15 protein-coding genes are annotated in these 15,797 nt (G+C 74.3%); 14 read left to right on the top strand and 1 reads right to left on the bottom strand.

All coding sequences use genetic code 11. From position 1 onward, the window contains the following. Nucleotides 1-58: 58 nt before the first annotated feature. From ACZ7BZ_RS20485 to ACZ7BZ_RS20455, 7 genes are all read left to right on the top strand, one after another. Nucleotides 59-1,312, top strand: a complete 1,254-nt coding sequence (locus ACZ7BZ_RS20485; RefSeq protein ID WP_470359487.1) for a TadA family conjugal transfer-associated ATPase — start codon at nucleotides 59-61, stop codon at nucleotides 1,310-1,312. Then, nucleotides 1,309-1,446: a hypothetical protein gene (locus ACZ7BZ_RS20480; RefSeq protein ID WP_470359486.1), complete on the top strand. Its 138-nt coding sequence runs from the start codon at nucleotides 1,309-1,311 to the stop codon at nucleotides 1,444-1,446. The genes ACZ7BZ_RS20485 and ACZ7BZ_RS20480 overlap by 4 nt, the downstream gene beginning before the upstream one ends. A 1-nt stretch (nucleotide 1,447) precedes the next feature. Next, complete coding sequence (locus ACZ7BZ_RS20475; protein ID WP_470359485.1) at nucleotides 1,448-2,464, top strand: type II secretion system F family protein; 1,017 nt, start codon at nucleotides 1,448-1,450, stop codon at nucleotides 2,462-2,464. A gap of 338 nt (nucleotides 2,465-2,802) precedes the next feature. Then, nucleotides 2,803-3,246 carry a type II secretion system F family protein gene (locus ACZ7BZ_RS20470; protein ID WP_470359484.1) on the top strand — a complete coding sequence of 148 codons (444 nt, stop codon included), beginning with the start codon at nucleotides 2,803-2,805 and terminating at the stop codon, nucleotides 3,244-3,246. A 77-nt stretch (nucleotides 3,247-3,323) separates the two neighbouring features. After that, nucleotides 3,324-3,611: a DUF4244 domain-containing protein gene (locus ACZ7BZ_RS20465; protein WP_470359483.1), complete on the top strand. Its 288-nt coding sequence runs from the start codon at nucleotides 3,324-3,326 to the stop codon at nucleotides 3,609-3,611. Nucleotides 3,612-3,666: 55 nt separating this feature from the next. After that, nucleotides 3,667-4,074, top strand: coding sequence for a TadE family type IV pilus minor pilin (locus ACZ7BZ_RS20460; protein ID WP_470359515.1), 408 nt, complete (start codon nucleotides 3,667-3,669; stop codon nucleotides 4,072-4,074). Further along, nucleotides 4,062-4,592: an Rv3654c family TadE-like protein gene (locus tag ACZ7BZ_RS20455; RefSeq protein ID WP_470359482.1), complete on the top strand. Its 531-nt coding sequence runs from the start codon at nucleotides 4,062-4,064 to the stop codon at nucleotides 4,590-4,592. Before ACZ7BZ_RS20460 ends, ACZ7BZ_RS20455 begins: the two co-directional genes overlap by 13 nt. A 53-nt stretch (nucleotides 4,593-4,645) precedes the next feature. Here ACZ7BZ_RS20455 and ACZ7BZ_RS20450 read toward each other — a convergent pair whose 3' ends face one another. After that, entirely contained in the window at nucleotides 4,646-6,997 is a 2,352-nt protein-coding gene (locus ACZ7BZ_RS20450; RefSeq protein WP_470359481.1) for a DEAD/DEAH box helicase, read from the bottom strand. Nucleotides 6,998-7,219: 222 nt separating this feature from the next. Here ACZ7BZ_RS20450 and bldG point away from each other — a divergent pair, with 222 nt between their 5' ends. The 7 genes from bldG (at nucleotide 7,220) to topA (ending at nucleotide 15,686) form a co-directional block, all read left to right on the top strand. Then, the gene (gene bldG, locus ACZ7BZ_RS20445; RefSeq protein WP_188305076.1) at nucleotides 7,220-7,561 is read left to right on the top strand and encodes an anti-sigma factor antagonist BldG; all 342 of its coding nucleotides are present in this window, start codon (nucleotides 7,220-7,222) and stop codon (nucleotides 7,559-7,561) included. A 157-nt stretch (nucleotides 7,562-7,718) separates the two neighbouring features. After that, nucleotides 7,719-8,138 (top strand): ATP-binding protein, encoded by a 420-nt coding sequence (locus tag ACZ7BZ_RS20440; RefSeq protein WP_470359480.1) that lies wholly within the window; start codon nucleotides 7,719-7,721, stop codon nucleotides 8,136-8,138. Nucleotides 8,139-8,401: 263 nt separating this feature from the next. Continuing rightward, nucleotides 8,402-8,770, top strand: a complete 369-nt coding sequence (locus ACZ7BZ_RS20435) for a cyclophilin-like fold protein (protein WP_470359479.1) — start codon at nucleotides 8,402-8,404, stop codon at nucleotides 8,768-8,770. Nucleotides 8,771-8,955: 185 nt separating this feature from the next. After that, nucleotides 8,956-9,747, top strand: coding sequence for a hypothetical protein (locus ACZ7BZ_RS20430; protein ID WP_470359478.1), 792 nt, complete (start codon nucleotides 8,956-8,958; stop codon nucleotides 9,745-9,747). Between the two features lie 301 nt (nucleotides 9,748-10,048). Beyond that, nucleotides 10,049-11,581, top strand: coding sequence for a DUF7059 domain-containing protein (locus tag ACZ7BZ_RS20425; protein ID WP_470359477.1), 1,533 nt, complete (start codon nucleotides 10,049-10,051; stop codon nucleotides 11,579-11,581). Nucleotides 11,582-11,895: 314 nt separating this feature from the next. Then, a complete protein-coding gene (locus ACZ7BZ_RS20420) occupies nucleotides 11,896-12,354 on the top strand; it encodes a hypothetical protein (protein WP_470359476.1) in 459 nt (152 codons plus the stop codon). A 467-nt stretch (nucleotides 12,355-12,821) separates the two neighbouring features. Continuing rightward, nucleotides 12,822-15,686 (top strand): type I DNA topoisomerase, encoded by a 2,865-nt coding sequence (topA, locus tag ACZ7BZ_RS20415; RefSeq protein WP_470359475.1) that lies wholly within the window; start codon nucleotides 12,822-12,824, stop codon nucleotides 15,684-15,686. Nucleotides 15,687-15,797: the final 111 nt, after the last annotated feature.

Below are 15,797 nucleotides of genomic sequence, written 5' to 3'. Positions count from 1 at the left end.
CCGGGGCGCCGCCCCGGGCCCCGGAGACGGTGCGCGTGAGCACCGGCTGCTCCGGAGCGTGCCGCCGCCCGCTGGGTCGGCCCAGGCCGAGCACGGGCCCTGCCCGTACGGCCGGACGGCCCGCGAGGAGCGGGCGGCGGAGCTGGTGGACGCGGTACGGCTGCGGCTGGCCGAGTCCGGGGCCGCCCCGACGGCGGGCTCGGTCGCGGCCGTACTGCGGGCCACCCGGCCGCCGCTCGGCGGGGACGAGGTGTTGGACACCGTGCGCTCGCTGCGCGCCGAACTGGTGGGTGCGGGCCCACTGGAACGGCTGCTGGCGGCGCCCGACGTCACGGACGTGCTGGTGAACGGGCCGGACGAAGTGTGGGTCGACCGTGGCGGCGGCCTGCACCGAGCCACCGGAGTCCGGTTCGCCGACGCCGAGGCGGTGCGGAGGCTGGCCCACCGGCTGGCGACCGCGGCCGGGCGGCGCCTGGACGACGCCCGGCCCTGGGTGGACGCCCGGCTGCCGGACGGCACCCGGCTGCACGCGGTGCTGCCGCCGATCGCGGCCGGCTGCACCCACATCTCGCTGCGGGTGTGCCGGCCCCGTCCGTTCGACCTCGACGAGTTGGTGGCGGGCGGCGCGCTGCCCCCGGAGGGCGCCGAGCTGCTGGCCGGCATCGTGCGGGCGCGGCTGTCGCTGCTGGTCTCCGGCGGAACGGGCTCGGGCAAGACGACCCTGCTGGCGGCGTTGCTCGGATTGGTCGGGCCGGACGAACGGATCGTGGTCGCCGAGGACTCCGCCGAGTTGCGCCCCGCCCATCCGCACGTGGTCCGGTTGCAGAGCCGACCGCCGAACCAGGAGGGGCTGGGCGAGTTCACCCTGCGGGACCTCGTCCGGCAGGCGCTGCGGATGCGGCCGGACCGGCTGGTGATCGGCGAAGTCCGCGGGGCCGAGGTCTCGGACCTGCTGGCCGCGCTCAACACCGGGCACGAGGGCGGCTGCGGGACCGTCCACGCCAACACGGCGGCGGATGTGCCGGTCCGGCTGGAGGCCCTGGGCTCGCTCGCCGGGCTCGACCGGCCGGCGCTGCACAGCCAACTGCGGGCCGCGCTGGACGTGGTGGTGCACCTGGTCCGGGATCCGGGCTCGGGGCGACGCCGGGTGGCGGAGATCCACACGCTGGCCGGGGATCGTGACGGGCTGGCCGTGACCACTCCGGCGGTGGAGTTCCCCGCGGCCGGTGGGCTGGTACCCGGGGCGGGCTGGGAGCGGCTGGTCGGGCTGTTGGCTGCGCGCGGGGTGGTGCTCGGGGCGGGGGCGCCATGAGCGGGGTGTCGGTGGTGGCGGCCCAGGCGGCGCGGGAGCTGCGGTTGGTGGAGATCGGGTTCGTGCTGCTGCTGACCGGATGCGCGACGGCCGCCTTGGTGCTGCTCGGGGTGTGGGGCCGGAAGGAGCGATGAGATGGAGGTGATCGAAGTGATGCGAAGTCAGTTCGCGCTCTGCTGGGTTCTGATGCTCTGCCTGCTGGCTGTTGTCGGGTGGCGGGCCGCTCAGGGGCAGCTGGCGGGTGGGCGCCGTTCCAGGCTGCTGCTGGCGGGTGCCGGGCCTCCGGCGCACGGGCCGGGCCTGGCGGCCGTGCGCTGGGCGCGAGGTCGGCTTCCGCAGCTGCTGGCGCCTGAATTGTTGGTGCTGCCAGTGGGGTTGGTCGTCGGACAGGCCACCGCCTCACCGGTGCCGGTACTCGTGGCCGTACCGGCCGTCCTGCCGCTGCGGAGGTGGCGGCTGCGGCGGCGGCTGGCGGTGGAGGCGGGGCAGCGGGCCGCTGCCGTGGTGGAGCTCTGCGCCGCGCTGGCCGGGGAGTTGCGCAGCGGCTCGACGCCGGAACAGGCGTTGCACCTGGTCACCGCGCGGCTCGCCGCGGATCCGGAGGCGCTGGGCCGACTCGGTGCAGAGCCGGTGGCCCGGTTGGCGGCGGGCCGCTACGGCGGTGACGTCCCTGCGGCGCTCCGGTTGCTGGCCGAACTGCCGGGCGGGAGCGGGGCGGCAGCGATCGGGGCCTGTTGGCGGGTCGCCTCCGACGGCGGCTCAGGACTGGCTGCCGCGCTGGACCGGGTCGCGGAGGCGCTGCGCGGTGAGCGGGCGCTGGCGGAGGAGATCACCGGGGAGCTGGCCGGGCCGCGGGCGACGATCGCGGTCCTGGCCGCTCTGCCGGTGGCGGGGTTGCTGCTGGGCAGCGCGCTCGGGGCTCGTCCGCTGGAGGTTCTGCTGCACACATCGGCCGGGCTCGGCTGCCTTGCGATGGGGGCGGCTCTGGAGGGACTGGGGGTGTTCTGGACGGCCCGCATCGTCCGGGCGGCGGCGCGGGGCGGGCTGGAGGCCTTCGGATGCGCCGAAGGCGCGGATCCGGGCCGGAGCGGGCGTCGCGGGCTCCTGAGGGGGCGGGTGCGGGCGCTCGGTGCCGGAGTGGGGGTGAGGTGATGTGGGGAGTCGGATGGGCGTCGGCCGGGCTTCCGGTGACTGCGGTGGCGGCGGTGACAGTGGCGAGGTCGGTGCGGCACAGGGCTGGGCGGCGGACGTTCGCCTGGGAGCTGGAGCGGGAGCGGGAGGAGGGGAGGACTCGAACCGGGCTGGGGGACCGAGCAGTTGGGCCTCGACGGCGCGTGGCAGTGGCGGTCGGTGCGGGGCTGGCGGTGGCGCTGCTGCTCGGGGGTGGCGTCGGAGCGGTGGCCGGGGTGCTGGCGGTGGTGGGCGTCCATCGGTGGTCGGCCCGGGCTCGGTCGCCGACGGATCGGCGGGCGGCGCTGGAGGATGAGCTGATGCTCAGACAGCTCCCCTTGGGAGCAGAGCTGTTGGCGGCATGTCTCGGCTCGGCGACGCTGCCCTCGGCGGCGGTGACGGCGGTGGGCCGGAGTGTGGGCGCGCCGCTGGGGCCGAGGCTGGTGGCGATCGGGGCCGAACTGGCCCTGGGCAGCCCGCCGGAGCTGTGCTGGACCCGGCTGGGCGAGCAGCACCCCTCGCTGGCTCCGCTGGCGCACTGCCTGGTCCGGACGAGCCTGGGCGGGGCCCCGGTGGCCGGTCCCCTGATCGGGCTGGCCCAGGCGCAGCGGGCGGCTGCTGCCCGCGCGGCCCATGCCCGGGTCCGTCGGGCCGCGGTGTTCGCCACCGCCCCGCTCGGGCTCTGCTTCCTCCCGGCCTTCGTCCTGATCGGGGTGGTGCCGGTGGTGATCGGTCTCACCAGCCGCTTCGCGCAAGCGATGTGAGTGATCGGCGGACCTGGACTCAGATCTGCCGGAAAGAGCCAGAGCAGATTCAGAAGTGAGCAGAAGAGGAGAGACTCATGACTGCAGTGATCATGATCAGGCCGGTCACCGGGTGCCCGCTGCGGCACGTGTCGGGGGCGTGGTGGCGAAACAGCCGCGGGGCCGTGCGTCGGGTGCGTCGAGTGCGTCGGATGGTCCGGGCGGTTCAGCGTCGACGGTCGGACGCCGGGATGACGACGGCCGAATACGCCGTCGGGACCTTGGGCGCGTGCGCCCTCGCGGCCGGGCTGTACAAGGTGGTGACCAGTGCGGCCATCACCGGGGCGCTGACCGAGATGCTGGAACGGGCGCTCCATGCGACGTAGCGCTGGTCCGCGAAGCCCCGCCACTAGGCGAAGCCGAGGGCGGCCCCGGGCGGGGCTGCGGCTGCGTCCGGGGCCGCGGCGGCGTGGCGACGCGGGCTTCGTCACGGCGGAGACGGCGGTGGTGCTGCCCGCGCTCGTCCTGCTCGCGGCGATGCTGATCTGGGGCGTACTCGCGGCGGTCGCGCAGATCACCTGCGTGGACGCGGCTCGTATCGGCGCCAGGGCGGCTGCACGCGGGGAGCCGGACGCCGAGGGGCTCGCCCGTGCGGCGGCCCCGCCGGGTGCGCGGGTACGGGTGGTGGTCGCGGCGGACACGGTGCGGGTCGACGTGGATGCCCCGTCCGCCGCGCCGGGCCGACTCGGCGGGCTGCTCGCGGTCCGGGTCGGGGCGATGGCCGTGGCCGCGCGGGAGGACGTGCTGGGTGGCCCCACGGAGGGAGGTGGCGGTCCGTGGCCTGGCTGACCGGCGCCCGACGGGCAGCGCAGTGGCCGGCGCGGGTCCGCGCCGCTCGGGCGGCCGCGCCCGGCAGGTACGGGTACGCGGCGGACACGGGTTCGGCGACGGTCTGGCTGCTGGCCCTGGCGATGCTGGGTACGGCAGTCTTCGCCGCGACCATCGCGGTCGGTGCGGTGGTCGCCGCCCGGCACCGGGCCGAGTCGGCCGCCGACCTGGCGGCCCTGGCGGCCGCGGACCGGCTGCTGCTGGACCCGGACGGCGGCTGCGGTCGGGCCGTCGGGATCGCTGCGGCGCAGGGCGCCGGACTGGTGTCCTGCGCGGTGGACCGCTCGGCGGATGGCGTCGAGGTGGTGGCCGAGGTCGAGGTCGGCGGGCTCCCGTGGCGACTGCCGTTCGGTCCGGCGCGGGCGAGCGCGCGGGCCGGACCGGTCCGGGCCCCGGCCACCAGGGCCGAGGACGGTCTCGGCGGGGTGCGGGGCGGCGCGGTGGACGCGACGGTCACCGACGGGACGGCGGCCTCATGAAGCGGCCGGCGCTCCACTGTCCGGACCCGCCTCGGAGTCCGTCGCGGGGACTGCTACGCGCCTGGTACGGGGTCCGCTACGGGGCCCGCGCCGGGTGCCCCGGCCAGCAGGACGTCCAGCAGCCGGACGGCGGCCGCCTTGTCCAGCGGGTCGTTCCCGTTGCCGCACTTGGGCGACTGGACGCAGGACGGGCAGCCGCGCTCGCACTCGCAGGCGGCGATCGCCGCGCGGGTGGCGGTCAGCCACTGGACGGCCCGCTGGAAGCCGCGTTCGGCGAAGCCGGCTCCACCCGGGTGGCCGTCGTAGACGAAGACCGTGGGCAGCCCGGTGTCGGGGTGCAGCGGGACGGAGACGCCGCCGATGTCCCACCGGTCGCAGGTGGCGAACAGCGGCAGCAGGCCGATCGAGGCGTGCTCGGCGGCGTGGGCGGCGCCGGGCAGCCGGTCGAGCGGGAGGTCCGCGTCGAGCAGCTGGTCCTCGGTGACGGACCACCAGACCGCCCGGGTGCGCAGGGTGCGGGGCGGGAGGTCGAGCTTGCTCTCGCCCATGATCTCCCCGGTGGAGATCCGCTTCCGGAGGTAGCCGACCACCTGGTTGACCACCTCCACGGAGCCGAAGCTGAGCCGGCCCTCGCCCCAGTGGACAGTGGTGTCGGTGTCGAGGACGGAGATGGAGGTGATGTCACGGGCAGCCGTGGTGTACGGCGGATCGGCCGGTTCGACCAGGGCGACCGAGTCCTCCAGGTCGAGCTCCCGGACCAGGTAGGTGCGGCCCTGATGGAGGTGGACGGCCCCGGTGTGGACGGTGGTGTGGGCGGCCGCGGCGTCCACCGTGCCGAGCAGCCGGCCGGTGTCCGCCTCCACGATCTGTACCGGGCTGCCGCCGCTGCCCCGCAGGTCGACGGCGTCGGCAGCGCGCTCCCGGCGGGTCCAGTACCAGGAGCCGTCGGTGCGCCGGCGCAGCAGGCCGCGCCGTTCCAGCACCGGCAGCAGCGGTGCGGTGGACGGGCCGAACAGCTCCAGGTCCGCTTCGGTGAGCGGGAGTTCGGCCGCGGCCGCGCACAGGTGCGGGGCGAGTACGTGCGGGTTGTCGGGGTCGAGCACGGTGGCCTCGACGGGCGTCGCGAACAGCGCCTCCGGGTGGTGCACCAGGTAGGTGTCCAGCGGGTCGTCCCGGGCGATCAGGACGGCCAGCGCGCCCTGGGCCTCACGGCCCGCCCGTCCGGCCTGCTGCCACAGCGAGGCCCGGGTGCCCGGATAACCGGCCATCAGGACGGCGTCCAGGCCGGAGATGTCGACGCCGAGTTCGAGAGCGGAGGTGGAGGCGAGTCCGAGCAGGCGGCCGGAGTGCAGATCGCGCTCCAGGGCCCGGCGTTCGTCGGCGAGGTAGCCGCCGCGATAGGCGGCCACCCGGTCGGCGAGCGGTCGGCCCAGCTGGTCCTGGGTCTGCAGGGCGACGAGTTCGGCGGCGCGCCGGGAGCGGACGAACACGACGGTCCGGGTCTGCTGTTCGACCAGGTCGGTCAGCAGGTGCGCGGCCTCGGCGGTGGCGGTGCGGCGCACCGGGGCGCCGTGCTCGCCGACGTTCTCGGTCAGCGGCGGCTCCCAGAGGCCGAAGACCATCGGCCCGCGCGGCGAGCCGTCCTCGGTGACGGCCACCGCAGGCAGGCCGGTCAGTCGCCGGGCGGTGGCGGCCGGGTCGGCCGTGGTGGCGGAGGCGAGCAGGAAGGTGGGTGACGAACCGTAACGGGCGCAGATGCGGCGCAGCCGCCGCAGCACCTGGGCGACGTGCGAGCCGAACACGCCCCGGTAGCTGTGGCACTCGTCGACGACCACGTAGCGCAGCACCTTGAGGAAGGAGGACCACCGGGCGTGCGCGGGCAGGATGCCGCGGTGCAGCATGTCCGGATTGGTGAGCACGTAGGAGGCGTACTGGCGGACCCACTCGCGCTCCTCGGGCGGGGTGTCACCGTCGTACAGGGCGGCCCGGACCCGGGGAGGGGCGAGTTCGGCGGCGCGGCGGCGCTGGTCGGCGGCGAGCGCCTTGGTCGGGGCCAGGTAGAGCGCGGTGGCGCCGCGGCCGTTGCGGGCCTCGGTGCCGTCCAGCAGGTCGCTGAGCACCGGCGCCAGGTAGCCCAGCGACTTGCCCGAGGCGGTGCCTGTGGCGATCACCACAGTCTGGCCGCTTTTGGCCAGGTTCATCGCTTCTGCCTGGTGCGCCCAGGGCTGTTCCACGCCGACGTCCAGGGCCGAGGCGACGATCTCCGGTCGGATCGAGTCGGGCCAGGGCGAATAACGCGCAGGTCGGGCGGGAAGGTGCTCCGTATGGGTGAGCCGGTCGGCCCGCCCCCGACTGGCGGACAGGGTCGTGAGCAGTGCCTCGGGCAGGCTGTGTCGGGGCGGCATGAGGACCCAGTGTGTCACCGGCGTGACGGAGAATCGTCGTAAGCCATCGTGCGGGCATGGTCACAGGTGGTTGAATGTGGCCGTGACGGCCGTATGGCCGTGGGTCGCAGCGCTGAGGCTTGCCACGCGTTGGCTTGGCGCGTCCGGGCTCGCGACCATGCGGTTGCGGCCGTCCGGCCGAGGATCGCACATGACGTAGCAAGGCAAGGTGCTGGAGGTTCCGTGGACCTGTCCCTGTCGACCCGTGCAGTCGGCGATCGTACGGTCGTCGAGGTTGGCGGCGAGATCGATGTGTACACCGCCCCGAAGCTGCGGGAGCAGCTGGTCGAGCTCGTCAACGACGGCAAGTACCACCTCGTCGTCGACATGGAGGGCGTCGACTTCCTCGATTCGACCGGCCTCGGCGTGCTCGTCGGCGGTCTGAAGCGAGTGCGTGCCCACGAGGGCTCGCTGCGCCTGGTGTGCAACCAGGAGCGCATTCTCAAGATCTTCCGGATCACCGGTCTGACCAAGGTCTTCCCGATCCACACCTCGGTGGACGACGCGGTCGCCGCGACCGACTGACGCGTCCGGGCCGGTCCACGTGGCCGGCCCGCCCGTTTCACGCGTCCGGGGTGCAGGGGCCCGCGTGGCCCCGTGCTCCCCGGGCGCCTCAGGGCCGGTCGAGCCGGTCCGCGGGGCCGCACTGCCGGCCCCGGTCGGAGCACCCCGAGGGGGAGAGATGGCAACCGTCGAACTTCGATTCAGCGCGCTTCCCGAGCACGTGCGGACGGCCCGGTTGGTCGCCGCGGCCGTCGCCAGACGGGCCGGGGTCGACGAGTCGGTGCTCGACGAGGTACGGCTCGCGGTCGGTGAGGCGTGCTCCCGTGCGGTCGGTCTTCACCAGCGTGGTGGGATCGGCGGCACGGTGCGGGTCGCGCTGACCGACCAGGAGAAGCGTTTCCTCATCGAGGTCGAGGACGAGGCCGGCCCCGCCGTCGCCCCGGCCCCCGACGTCGCCGAGGGCGGAGACCCGGACGAGGACACCCTGGGCCTCGCCGTGATCACCGGTCTGGTGGAGGACCTGGAGGTCACCAATGGCACCGACGGCGGCGTGATCCGGATGAGCTGGCCCCTCTCGGCCGCCTCCGTCGCGGTCTGACGGCGCCGAACGGCTCACGGCTCACGGCTCACTGTTCCGCGCGGGTCTGGCGTTCTCGCGCGGGCTCACCGTTCCACGCGTGCTCGGCGTTCCCGCGCGGGCTCGGCGGGTCGGTGTGCCTGCGCGGCCGGGGCCGCTGCTGCGCCGTGCCCGGCATTCCGCTCCCTGGGCGCTCGTTGACAAATTGTTGAGCCTGGCGGTTCGCTGCTTCCGGCACGACCGGGTCCGGTCCTCGATCGGACCTGTCGCGGAAGAGGAAGCACATGCGGATACGCGTCCTGTGGCCGGCCGGTCAGGCCACCGCCACGCTGGCGGCCACCCCCACTACCGAGGCGCTCTGGGCCGAGCTGCCGATCAGTTCGACGGCCGGCACCTGGGGCGAGGAGGTCTACTTCGGCACGCCCGTCAGCGTGGCGCGGGAGGACGGTGCCCGGCAGGTGGTCGAGCCGGGCACGGTCGCGTTCTGGACGGACGGTGACAGCCTCGCGCTGCCGTACGGCCCCACCCCGATCTCGCATGACGGCGAGTGCCGGCTGGCCAGCCCCTGCAACGTCCTCGGTCTGCTGGACGGGGACGCGCGGGTGCTGCGGACCGTTCGGCCGGGCGATCCGATCCGGGTCGAGCGGGCCTGAGCGGCGCAGGGGCGCGGCGGACGGCGGCCCGGGTCGCGGTGCCGGGGGCGGGAGTTCGGAGCGGGAGTCCAGGGCGGGAGTCCGGGGCGGGGCGGACCGGAAGCAGGGCGGCCGGGAACCGGGTGCTCGGTGACGGCCGTGTAGGTTCGACGACCGAAGACGACCGAACCGAAAGGCTTCTCCCGGTGAACAAGCGACTGCTGGCCGTACCCGCTCTCGGTGTGCTGCTCGCGTTCGGCGCCGTCGGCTGTGGCGGCGACGACAACAGCAAGCAGCTGGAGTCCTGGGCGTCGAACGTCTGCGGCGCGGCCAAGGACCCGATCGCCCAGTCGCAGGCCGCGCTCGCCGACACCGCCCAGGTGAAGACCGGTGAGTCCCCGGCCGACCTGAAGACCCGGCTCTCGACGGACATCGGGCGACTCGCCAAGACCAACCAGGACATCGCGGCCGCGATCGACGCGGCCGGTGCGCCGAAGGTCGACAACGGCGCGGCCCTGCAGAAGGACACCGTCGACGAGCTGAAGAAGGCCGCCGACGGCTACCAGGACGTCCAGAAGAAGCTGGATGCGCTGCCCACCGACGACCAGGCGAAGTTCGCGGACGCGCTGCACAGCGTCTCCGACAAGCTGCAGCAGATGACCTCGCTGTCCACCCAGGCGCAGAGCAAGCTGCAGCGCGGTGACCTCGGTGCGGCGATGGCCAAGCAGGAAGGCTGCAAGCCCTCCCAGGTCAGCCCGAGTGCCGGGGCGAGCGGCGGCGCCGGTGGCGCTTCGGCCGCGCCGAGCGCGGGCGCCACCCCGAGTGCCGGTGCGTCCGCCTCGGCCGGCGCCCCCAGCGGCAGCCCCGCGCCGGGTGCGACGGACAGCGCGAGCCCGGCGGCCACCCCCTCGGCGGGCGGCGCCGGCGCCGCGTCGGCTCCGGCCTCGGCCTCAGCCCCGGCCTCGACCCCGGCCGGCCCGGCCCCGAGCGCGAGCTGATCGAGGGCAGGGGAGAACCGGGAGGAGCCGGGAGGAGTCGGCAGCCGGAGGGCCGGGGACGTTCGCAGCAGCGTCCCCGGCCCTCCGGCGTCGTACCCGGCGCGGTGGCGGGCGCCGCGCCCCGGGCCGATGTCGGGGTTCCGAGCGGCGGGGCGCGTCGGCCGGAGCGGGGGCGCGGGTGGCTGGATCGTGCTCCCGGGCGGGGTGGTGGAGCCGTGGGGCTCCGGGTCCGAGGGGCGCGGTGGCCCGCCCTGCCGGGCCGGTGGGGCCGGGGCGGGGCGGAGCGGGGGACAATGGCGGGGTGATCAGTAGCCCCGTTCTCGACCCGACCCGTCTGGCCAAGCTGCGCGAGGCGCTGTTGGCCGCCTCGTTCACCGCCGACGGGTGCCTCGACCTGCTGGGGCCCACCGCCTACGCGGCGTTGGCCCGTAGCGAGGCGGTCCCGGCACTGCGCGTGACGCGCGGCGGCAGCCCCCTTGAGACCCTGGTGCGGCTGTTCCTGCTGCAGCAGCCGGTGCCGTACAGGGCGGCGGCGGCCGCGCTGCCGGTGGAGGACTGCCTGGCGGACGGCTGGCTGCGCCCGGACGGCGACCAGGTGCGGGCCACGGTGGACGTCCGACCGTACGCCAACGAGGTTGCCGGGATGCCCAGTTCCGACGCCTGGGTGGTCTCCGACCTGGGGTGCGCGGTCGGTGGCGCGGGCGGGATCGGCTCCGGCGAGACCGCGCACGGGGTGGCCCGCAAGGACCTGGTGCTGGGGGTCGGCGGGGCGTCCACCACGCTGGCCAACATCACCGTGCGGCGGCCCGTCCGGGCGGCCCTGGACCTCGGTTCGGGCTCCGGGGTGCAGGCGCTGCACGCGGCCCGGCACGCCGGGAGCGTCACCGCGACCGACCTCAACCCGCGCGCGCTGCGGTTCACCGAACTGACCCTGGCGCTGTCCGGGTTCGAGAACACCGAGGTGCTGACCGGGAGCCTCTTCGAGCCGGTCGGGGAGCGGAAGTTCGACCTGATCGTCTCCAACCCGCCGTTCGTCATCTCGCCGGCCGGCCGGTTCACCTACCGGGATGGTGGCATGGCCGGGGACGACCTGTGCCGCAGCCTGGTGCGTTCGGCCGCCGAGCACCTGGAGCCGGGCGGCTACTGCCAGTTGCTCGCCAACTGGCAGCACGTCGAGGGCGAGGACTGGCAGGAGCGGCTGGCCGGCTGGGTGGCGGGCACCGGGCTGGACGCCTGGATCGTCCAGCGCGAGGTCCAGGACGTGGCCCAGTACGCCGAGTTGTGGCTGCGTGACGGCGGCGACCACCGGGGCCCGGGCGGCGACTACCAGGCCCGGTACAGCGAGTGGCTGGACGCCTTCGAGGCGGGCCGGATCGAGGGCATCGGGATGGGCTGGATCACCCTGCGGGCGAGCGGCGCCGAGCGCCCGACCGTCCGGGTGGAGGAGTGGCCGCACCCGGTGGAGCAGCCGCTCGGCCCGCACATCGACGAGTGGTTCGACCGGCAGGACTTCCTGCGCTCGCACGACGACGCGGGTCTGCTGGCTGCCCGCTACGTGCTGGCCGACGAGGTGGTCCAGGAGCAGGTCGGGGCGCCGGGGGCGGAGGACCCCGAGCACGTGGTGCTGCGTCACAACCGGGGCATGCGGCGGGCCACCAAGGTGGACACCGTGGGTGCCGGGTTCGTCGGGGTCTGCGACGGGACGCTGTCGGCGGGCGAGATCGTGGACGCCATCGCGCACCTGCTGGGCGAGGACCGGGTGGTGTTGCGGGACCGGGTGCCGGAGTCGCTCCGGCTGCTGACCGAGCAGGGGTTCATCGCCCCGGTGCGGTGAGCCCGGTGCGGTGAGCCCGGCGTGCTGCGACGCCGTGCGGTGCGGTGCCGAGGGGGGCGACGCCGTGCGGTGCCGAGGGGGGCGACGCCGTGCGGTGCCGAGGGGGGCGACGCCGTGCGGTGCCGAGGGGGGGCGACGCCGTGCCGTGCGGTGCGGTGCCGTGCCGTGCGGGCACCCGCCGGTTCACCCGCCGGTTCACCCGCCCGTACTCCCTGGTTCGTCCGGCGGTCCCCGTCCGGCCGTCCTCCGTTGGTCGGATGCTGTGAGGCTCTGTCCACAGGCTGTGGACAGAGTCGGGGATCCGGGGGCCAGGGGTGGACACGACGACGGCGACCGTGGGCGGGCTGGTGCTCGTCCTGTTCGGTGGCGCGCTGCTGCTCTGGTGCGCCGCCGAAGTGCGCCTTCGCCACCGGGTGCGCCGACTGGGGGTGCCGGTGGTGGCCACGGTCGTGGCCGAGAACGACGTGCACGGCCAGCTCGACAGTGCGCCGCTGCTCTCCTTCTCGGTGCCGCCGGGCTCCGGTGGGTCCGGCGCCGCCCGGATCGCGGAGCTGGTGCTGACCCGGCCGCGCGGGCACACCCCGCTGCGCCGTCCGGAACGGTTCGTGCCCGGTGCCGCGGTGCGGATCCGTTACGACCCGGACCGGCCCTGCCGGGTGGTGCTGGCGGCGGGGGAGGTCGGCCGGGCGCCGGCCGTGGACCTGCTGTGGAGCGCGCTGGGCGTGGTGTGTCTGGCGGCGGGAGCCGGGCTGCTGGCGGCGGTCGGTCGCTGAGGCGGCGTCGGCCGTGGGGCTGCGGTCGGCCCGTCCGGATTCGGTACCGGGGCCGCCCGGCCCGACTCGGCCTGACTCGGCCCGTACTGTCCCGTCCCGTCCTGGCCGGTTCGGTCCGGCTTCCGTCGGCCATGAAGGCGTGATCCGGGGAGCGCGATACCGCGAGCGCGCCGATTTTTCCGTTGACAGATCTTGAAATCCGTCATTCCATCCTCCGGAACCTGCCGAAGCCCCCCTCCACGGGGCGCGAACCTCCGTCATCGGGTTACCGTTCGAGTGGCGTCGGCGAGTCCGGCAAGCGAAGAAACGGGATCCGTCCGTTTGACAAGGGTGGCCGGGGTACGGTCACACTCCGCTGGTGGGGTGTCGTCAAGCGGCGACCCCGGGGCGGTGGAGGGGGCGGGCGGAGCGCAGCCCGTGCTGCCGGCGCCGACCAGCCACATATGGACCGGGAGAGAAGAGCGAAGGTGTCCCCGAGCAGCGAGACCGCGCACGGACAGCGACTCGTCATTGTCGAGTCGCCGGCCAAGGCGAAGACGATCAAGGGCTACCTGGGCCCCGGCTACATCGTCGAGGCGAGCGTCGGGCACATCCGCGACCTGCCCAGCACCGCGGCCGAGGTGCCGGACAAGTACACCGGCGAGGTGCGCCGCCTCGGCGTGGACGTGGACCACGACTTCGCGCCCATCTACGTGGTCAACGCGGACAAGAAGTCCCAGGTCAGCAAGTTGAAGTCGCTGCTCGCGGAGTCCGACGAGCTCTTCCTCGCCACCGATGAGGACCGCGAGGGCGAAGCCATCGCGTGGCACCTCCAGCAGGTGCTCAAGCCCAAGGTGCCGGTGCACCGGATGGTGTTCCACGAGATCACCAAGTCGGCGATCCAGGAGGCGGTGGCCAACCCGCGCGAGCTGAACCAGCGCCTGGTCGACGCCCAGGAGACCCGCCGCATCCTCGACCGCCTCTACGGCTTCGAGGTCTCGCCGGTGCTGTGGAAGAAGGTCATGCCGAAGCTGTCGGCGGGCCGGGTGCAGTCCGTGGCGACCCGGCTGGTGGTCGAGCGGGAGCGCGAGCGGATGGCCTTCCGCACCGCCTCGTACTGGGACCTGGTCGGCACCTTCGGCACCGGCCGCACCCCGGCCGACTCCGCCAACCCGGAGACCTTCGGCGCCCGGCTGGCCGCGGTCGACGGCAAGCGGATCGCCAGCGGCCGCGACTTCGGCCCGGACGGGCAGCTCAAGGCGGGCAGCACCAACACCCTGCACCTGGACGAGCAGGCCGCCCGGCAGCTGGCCGCCGCCCTGGAGCAGACCGCGTTCAGCGTCCGCAGCGTCGAGTCCAAGCCCTACCGCCGCTCGCCGTACGCGCCGTTCCGCACCACCACGCTCCAGCAGGAGGCCAGCCGCAAGCTGGGCTTCGGCGCGAAGCGGACCATGCAGGTGGCCCAGAAGCTGTACGAGAACGGCTTCATCACCTATATGCGCACCGACTCCACCACGCTGTCGGACACCGCGATCTCCGCCGCCCGCGCGCAGGTCACCCAGCTCTACGGCGCCGACTACCTGCCGGACGCGCCGCGCACCTACGCCAGCAAGGTCAAGAACGCCCAGGAGGCGCACGAGGCCGTCCGCCCGTCCGGCGACCGCTTCCGCACCCCCGCCGAGACCGGTCTGAGCGGCGACGACTTCAAGCTGTACGAGCTGATCTGGATGCGCACCGTCGCCTCCCAGATGAAGGACGCGGTCGGCCAGTCGGTCACCGTCCGGGTCGGCGGCGCCTCCGCCGACGGCCGCGACGTCGAGTTCTCCGCCTCCGGCAAGATCATCACCTTCCACGGCTTCCTGAAGGCCTACGTCGAGGGCGCCGACGACCCGAACGCCGAGCTCGACGACCGCGAGCGCCGGCTGCCGCAGGTCGCCCAGGGAGACCCGCTGGCCGCCGAGCGGATCACCCCGGAGGGCCACGCCACCAAGCCGCCGGCCCGCTACACCGAGGCCTCGCTGGTCAAGGAGCTGGAGGACCGGGAGATCGGCCGCCCCTCCACCTACGCGTCGATCATCGACACGATCATCCAGCGCCGGTACGTGTTCAAGAAGGGCACGGCACTCGTCCCGTCCTTCCTCTCCTTCGCCGTGGTCAACCTGCTGGAGAAGCACTTCGGCCGGCTGGTCGACTACGACTTCACCGCGAGGATGGAGGACGACCTCGACCGGATCGCCGCCGGCGAGGCGCAGTCCGTGCCGTGGCTGAAGCGCTTCTACTTCGGCGAGGGCGAAGGCGCGGCCGGAGCCGCCGCCGAGGCAGGCAACGGCGACGGCGACCACCTGGGCGGTCTGAAGGAACTGGTCACCGACCTCGGCGCGATCGACGCCCGGGAGATCAGCTCGTTCCGGATCAGCGACGACCTCACCCTGCGGGTCGGCCGCTACGGCCCGTACGTCGAGCGCGCCTCCGCCGTCGAGGGCGAGCCCGGCCGGCGCGCCGACATCCCGGACGACCTGCCGCCGGACGAGCTGACCGTCGAGCTGGCCGAGGAGCTGCTGGCCAAGCCCAGCGGCGACTTCGAGCTCGGCCCGGACCCGGTCAGTGGCAACATGCTGGTCGCCAAGGACGGCCGCTACGGCCCGTACGTGACCGAGATCCTGCCCGAGGGCACCCCGAAGACCGGCAAGAACGCGGTCAAGCCGCGCACCGCCTCGCTGTTCCAGACGATGTCGCTGGACACCGTCACCCTGGAGGACGCGCTGCGGCTGCTCTCGCTGCCGCGCGTGGTCGGCACCGACGCCGAGGGTGCCGAGATCACCGCGCAGAACGGCCGCTACGGCCCGTACCTCAAGCGCGGCACCGACTCGCGCTCGCTCACCAGCGAGGACCAGCTCTTCACGATCACCCTCGAGGAGGCGCTGGCGATCTACGCCCAGCCCAAGCAGCGCGGCCGGGCCGCCGCCGCCCCGCCGCTCAAGGAGCTGGGCACCGACCCGGTCAGCGAGCGCCCGGTGGTGGTCAAGGACGGCCGCTTCGGCCCGTACGTGACCGACGGCGAGACCAACGCCACGCTGCGCAAGGACGACGAGGTCGAGACCATCACGCCGGAGCGCGGCTACGAGCTGCTCGCCGAGAAGCGGGCCCGCGGGCCGGTCAAGAAGGTGGCGAAGAAGGCCCCGGCGAAGAAGGCCGCGGCCAAGAAGACCACCACCACCAAGACGGCCGCGACCAAGACCGCCGCCAAGAAGGCGGCCGCGAAGAAGACCACCACCACCAAGACGGCGGCGGCGAAGAAGACGGCGGCCAAGAAGACCGCGGCGGCCAAGACCACCGCGACCGACGAGGGCTGATCCGCCGGCCGGACCCCGCCCCCGCACCCGACGGCGGCACCGGGCCCGCGTCCCCCACCCGGGGGCGCGGGCCCTGCGCGTCTGTGCAGGGATCGTCACGGGCCGGTGATG

The sequence above is a fragment of the Kitasatospora sp. NPDC036934 genome (genome assembly GCF_055608425.1).
This window is presented reverse-complemented; position numbering and strand designations above follow the sequence as displayed.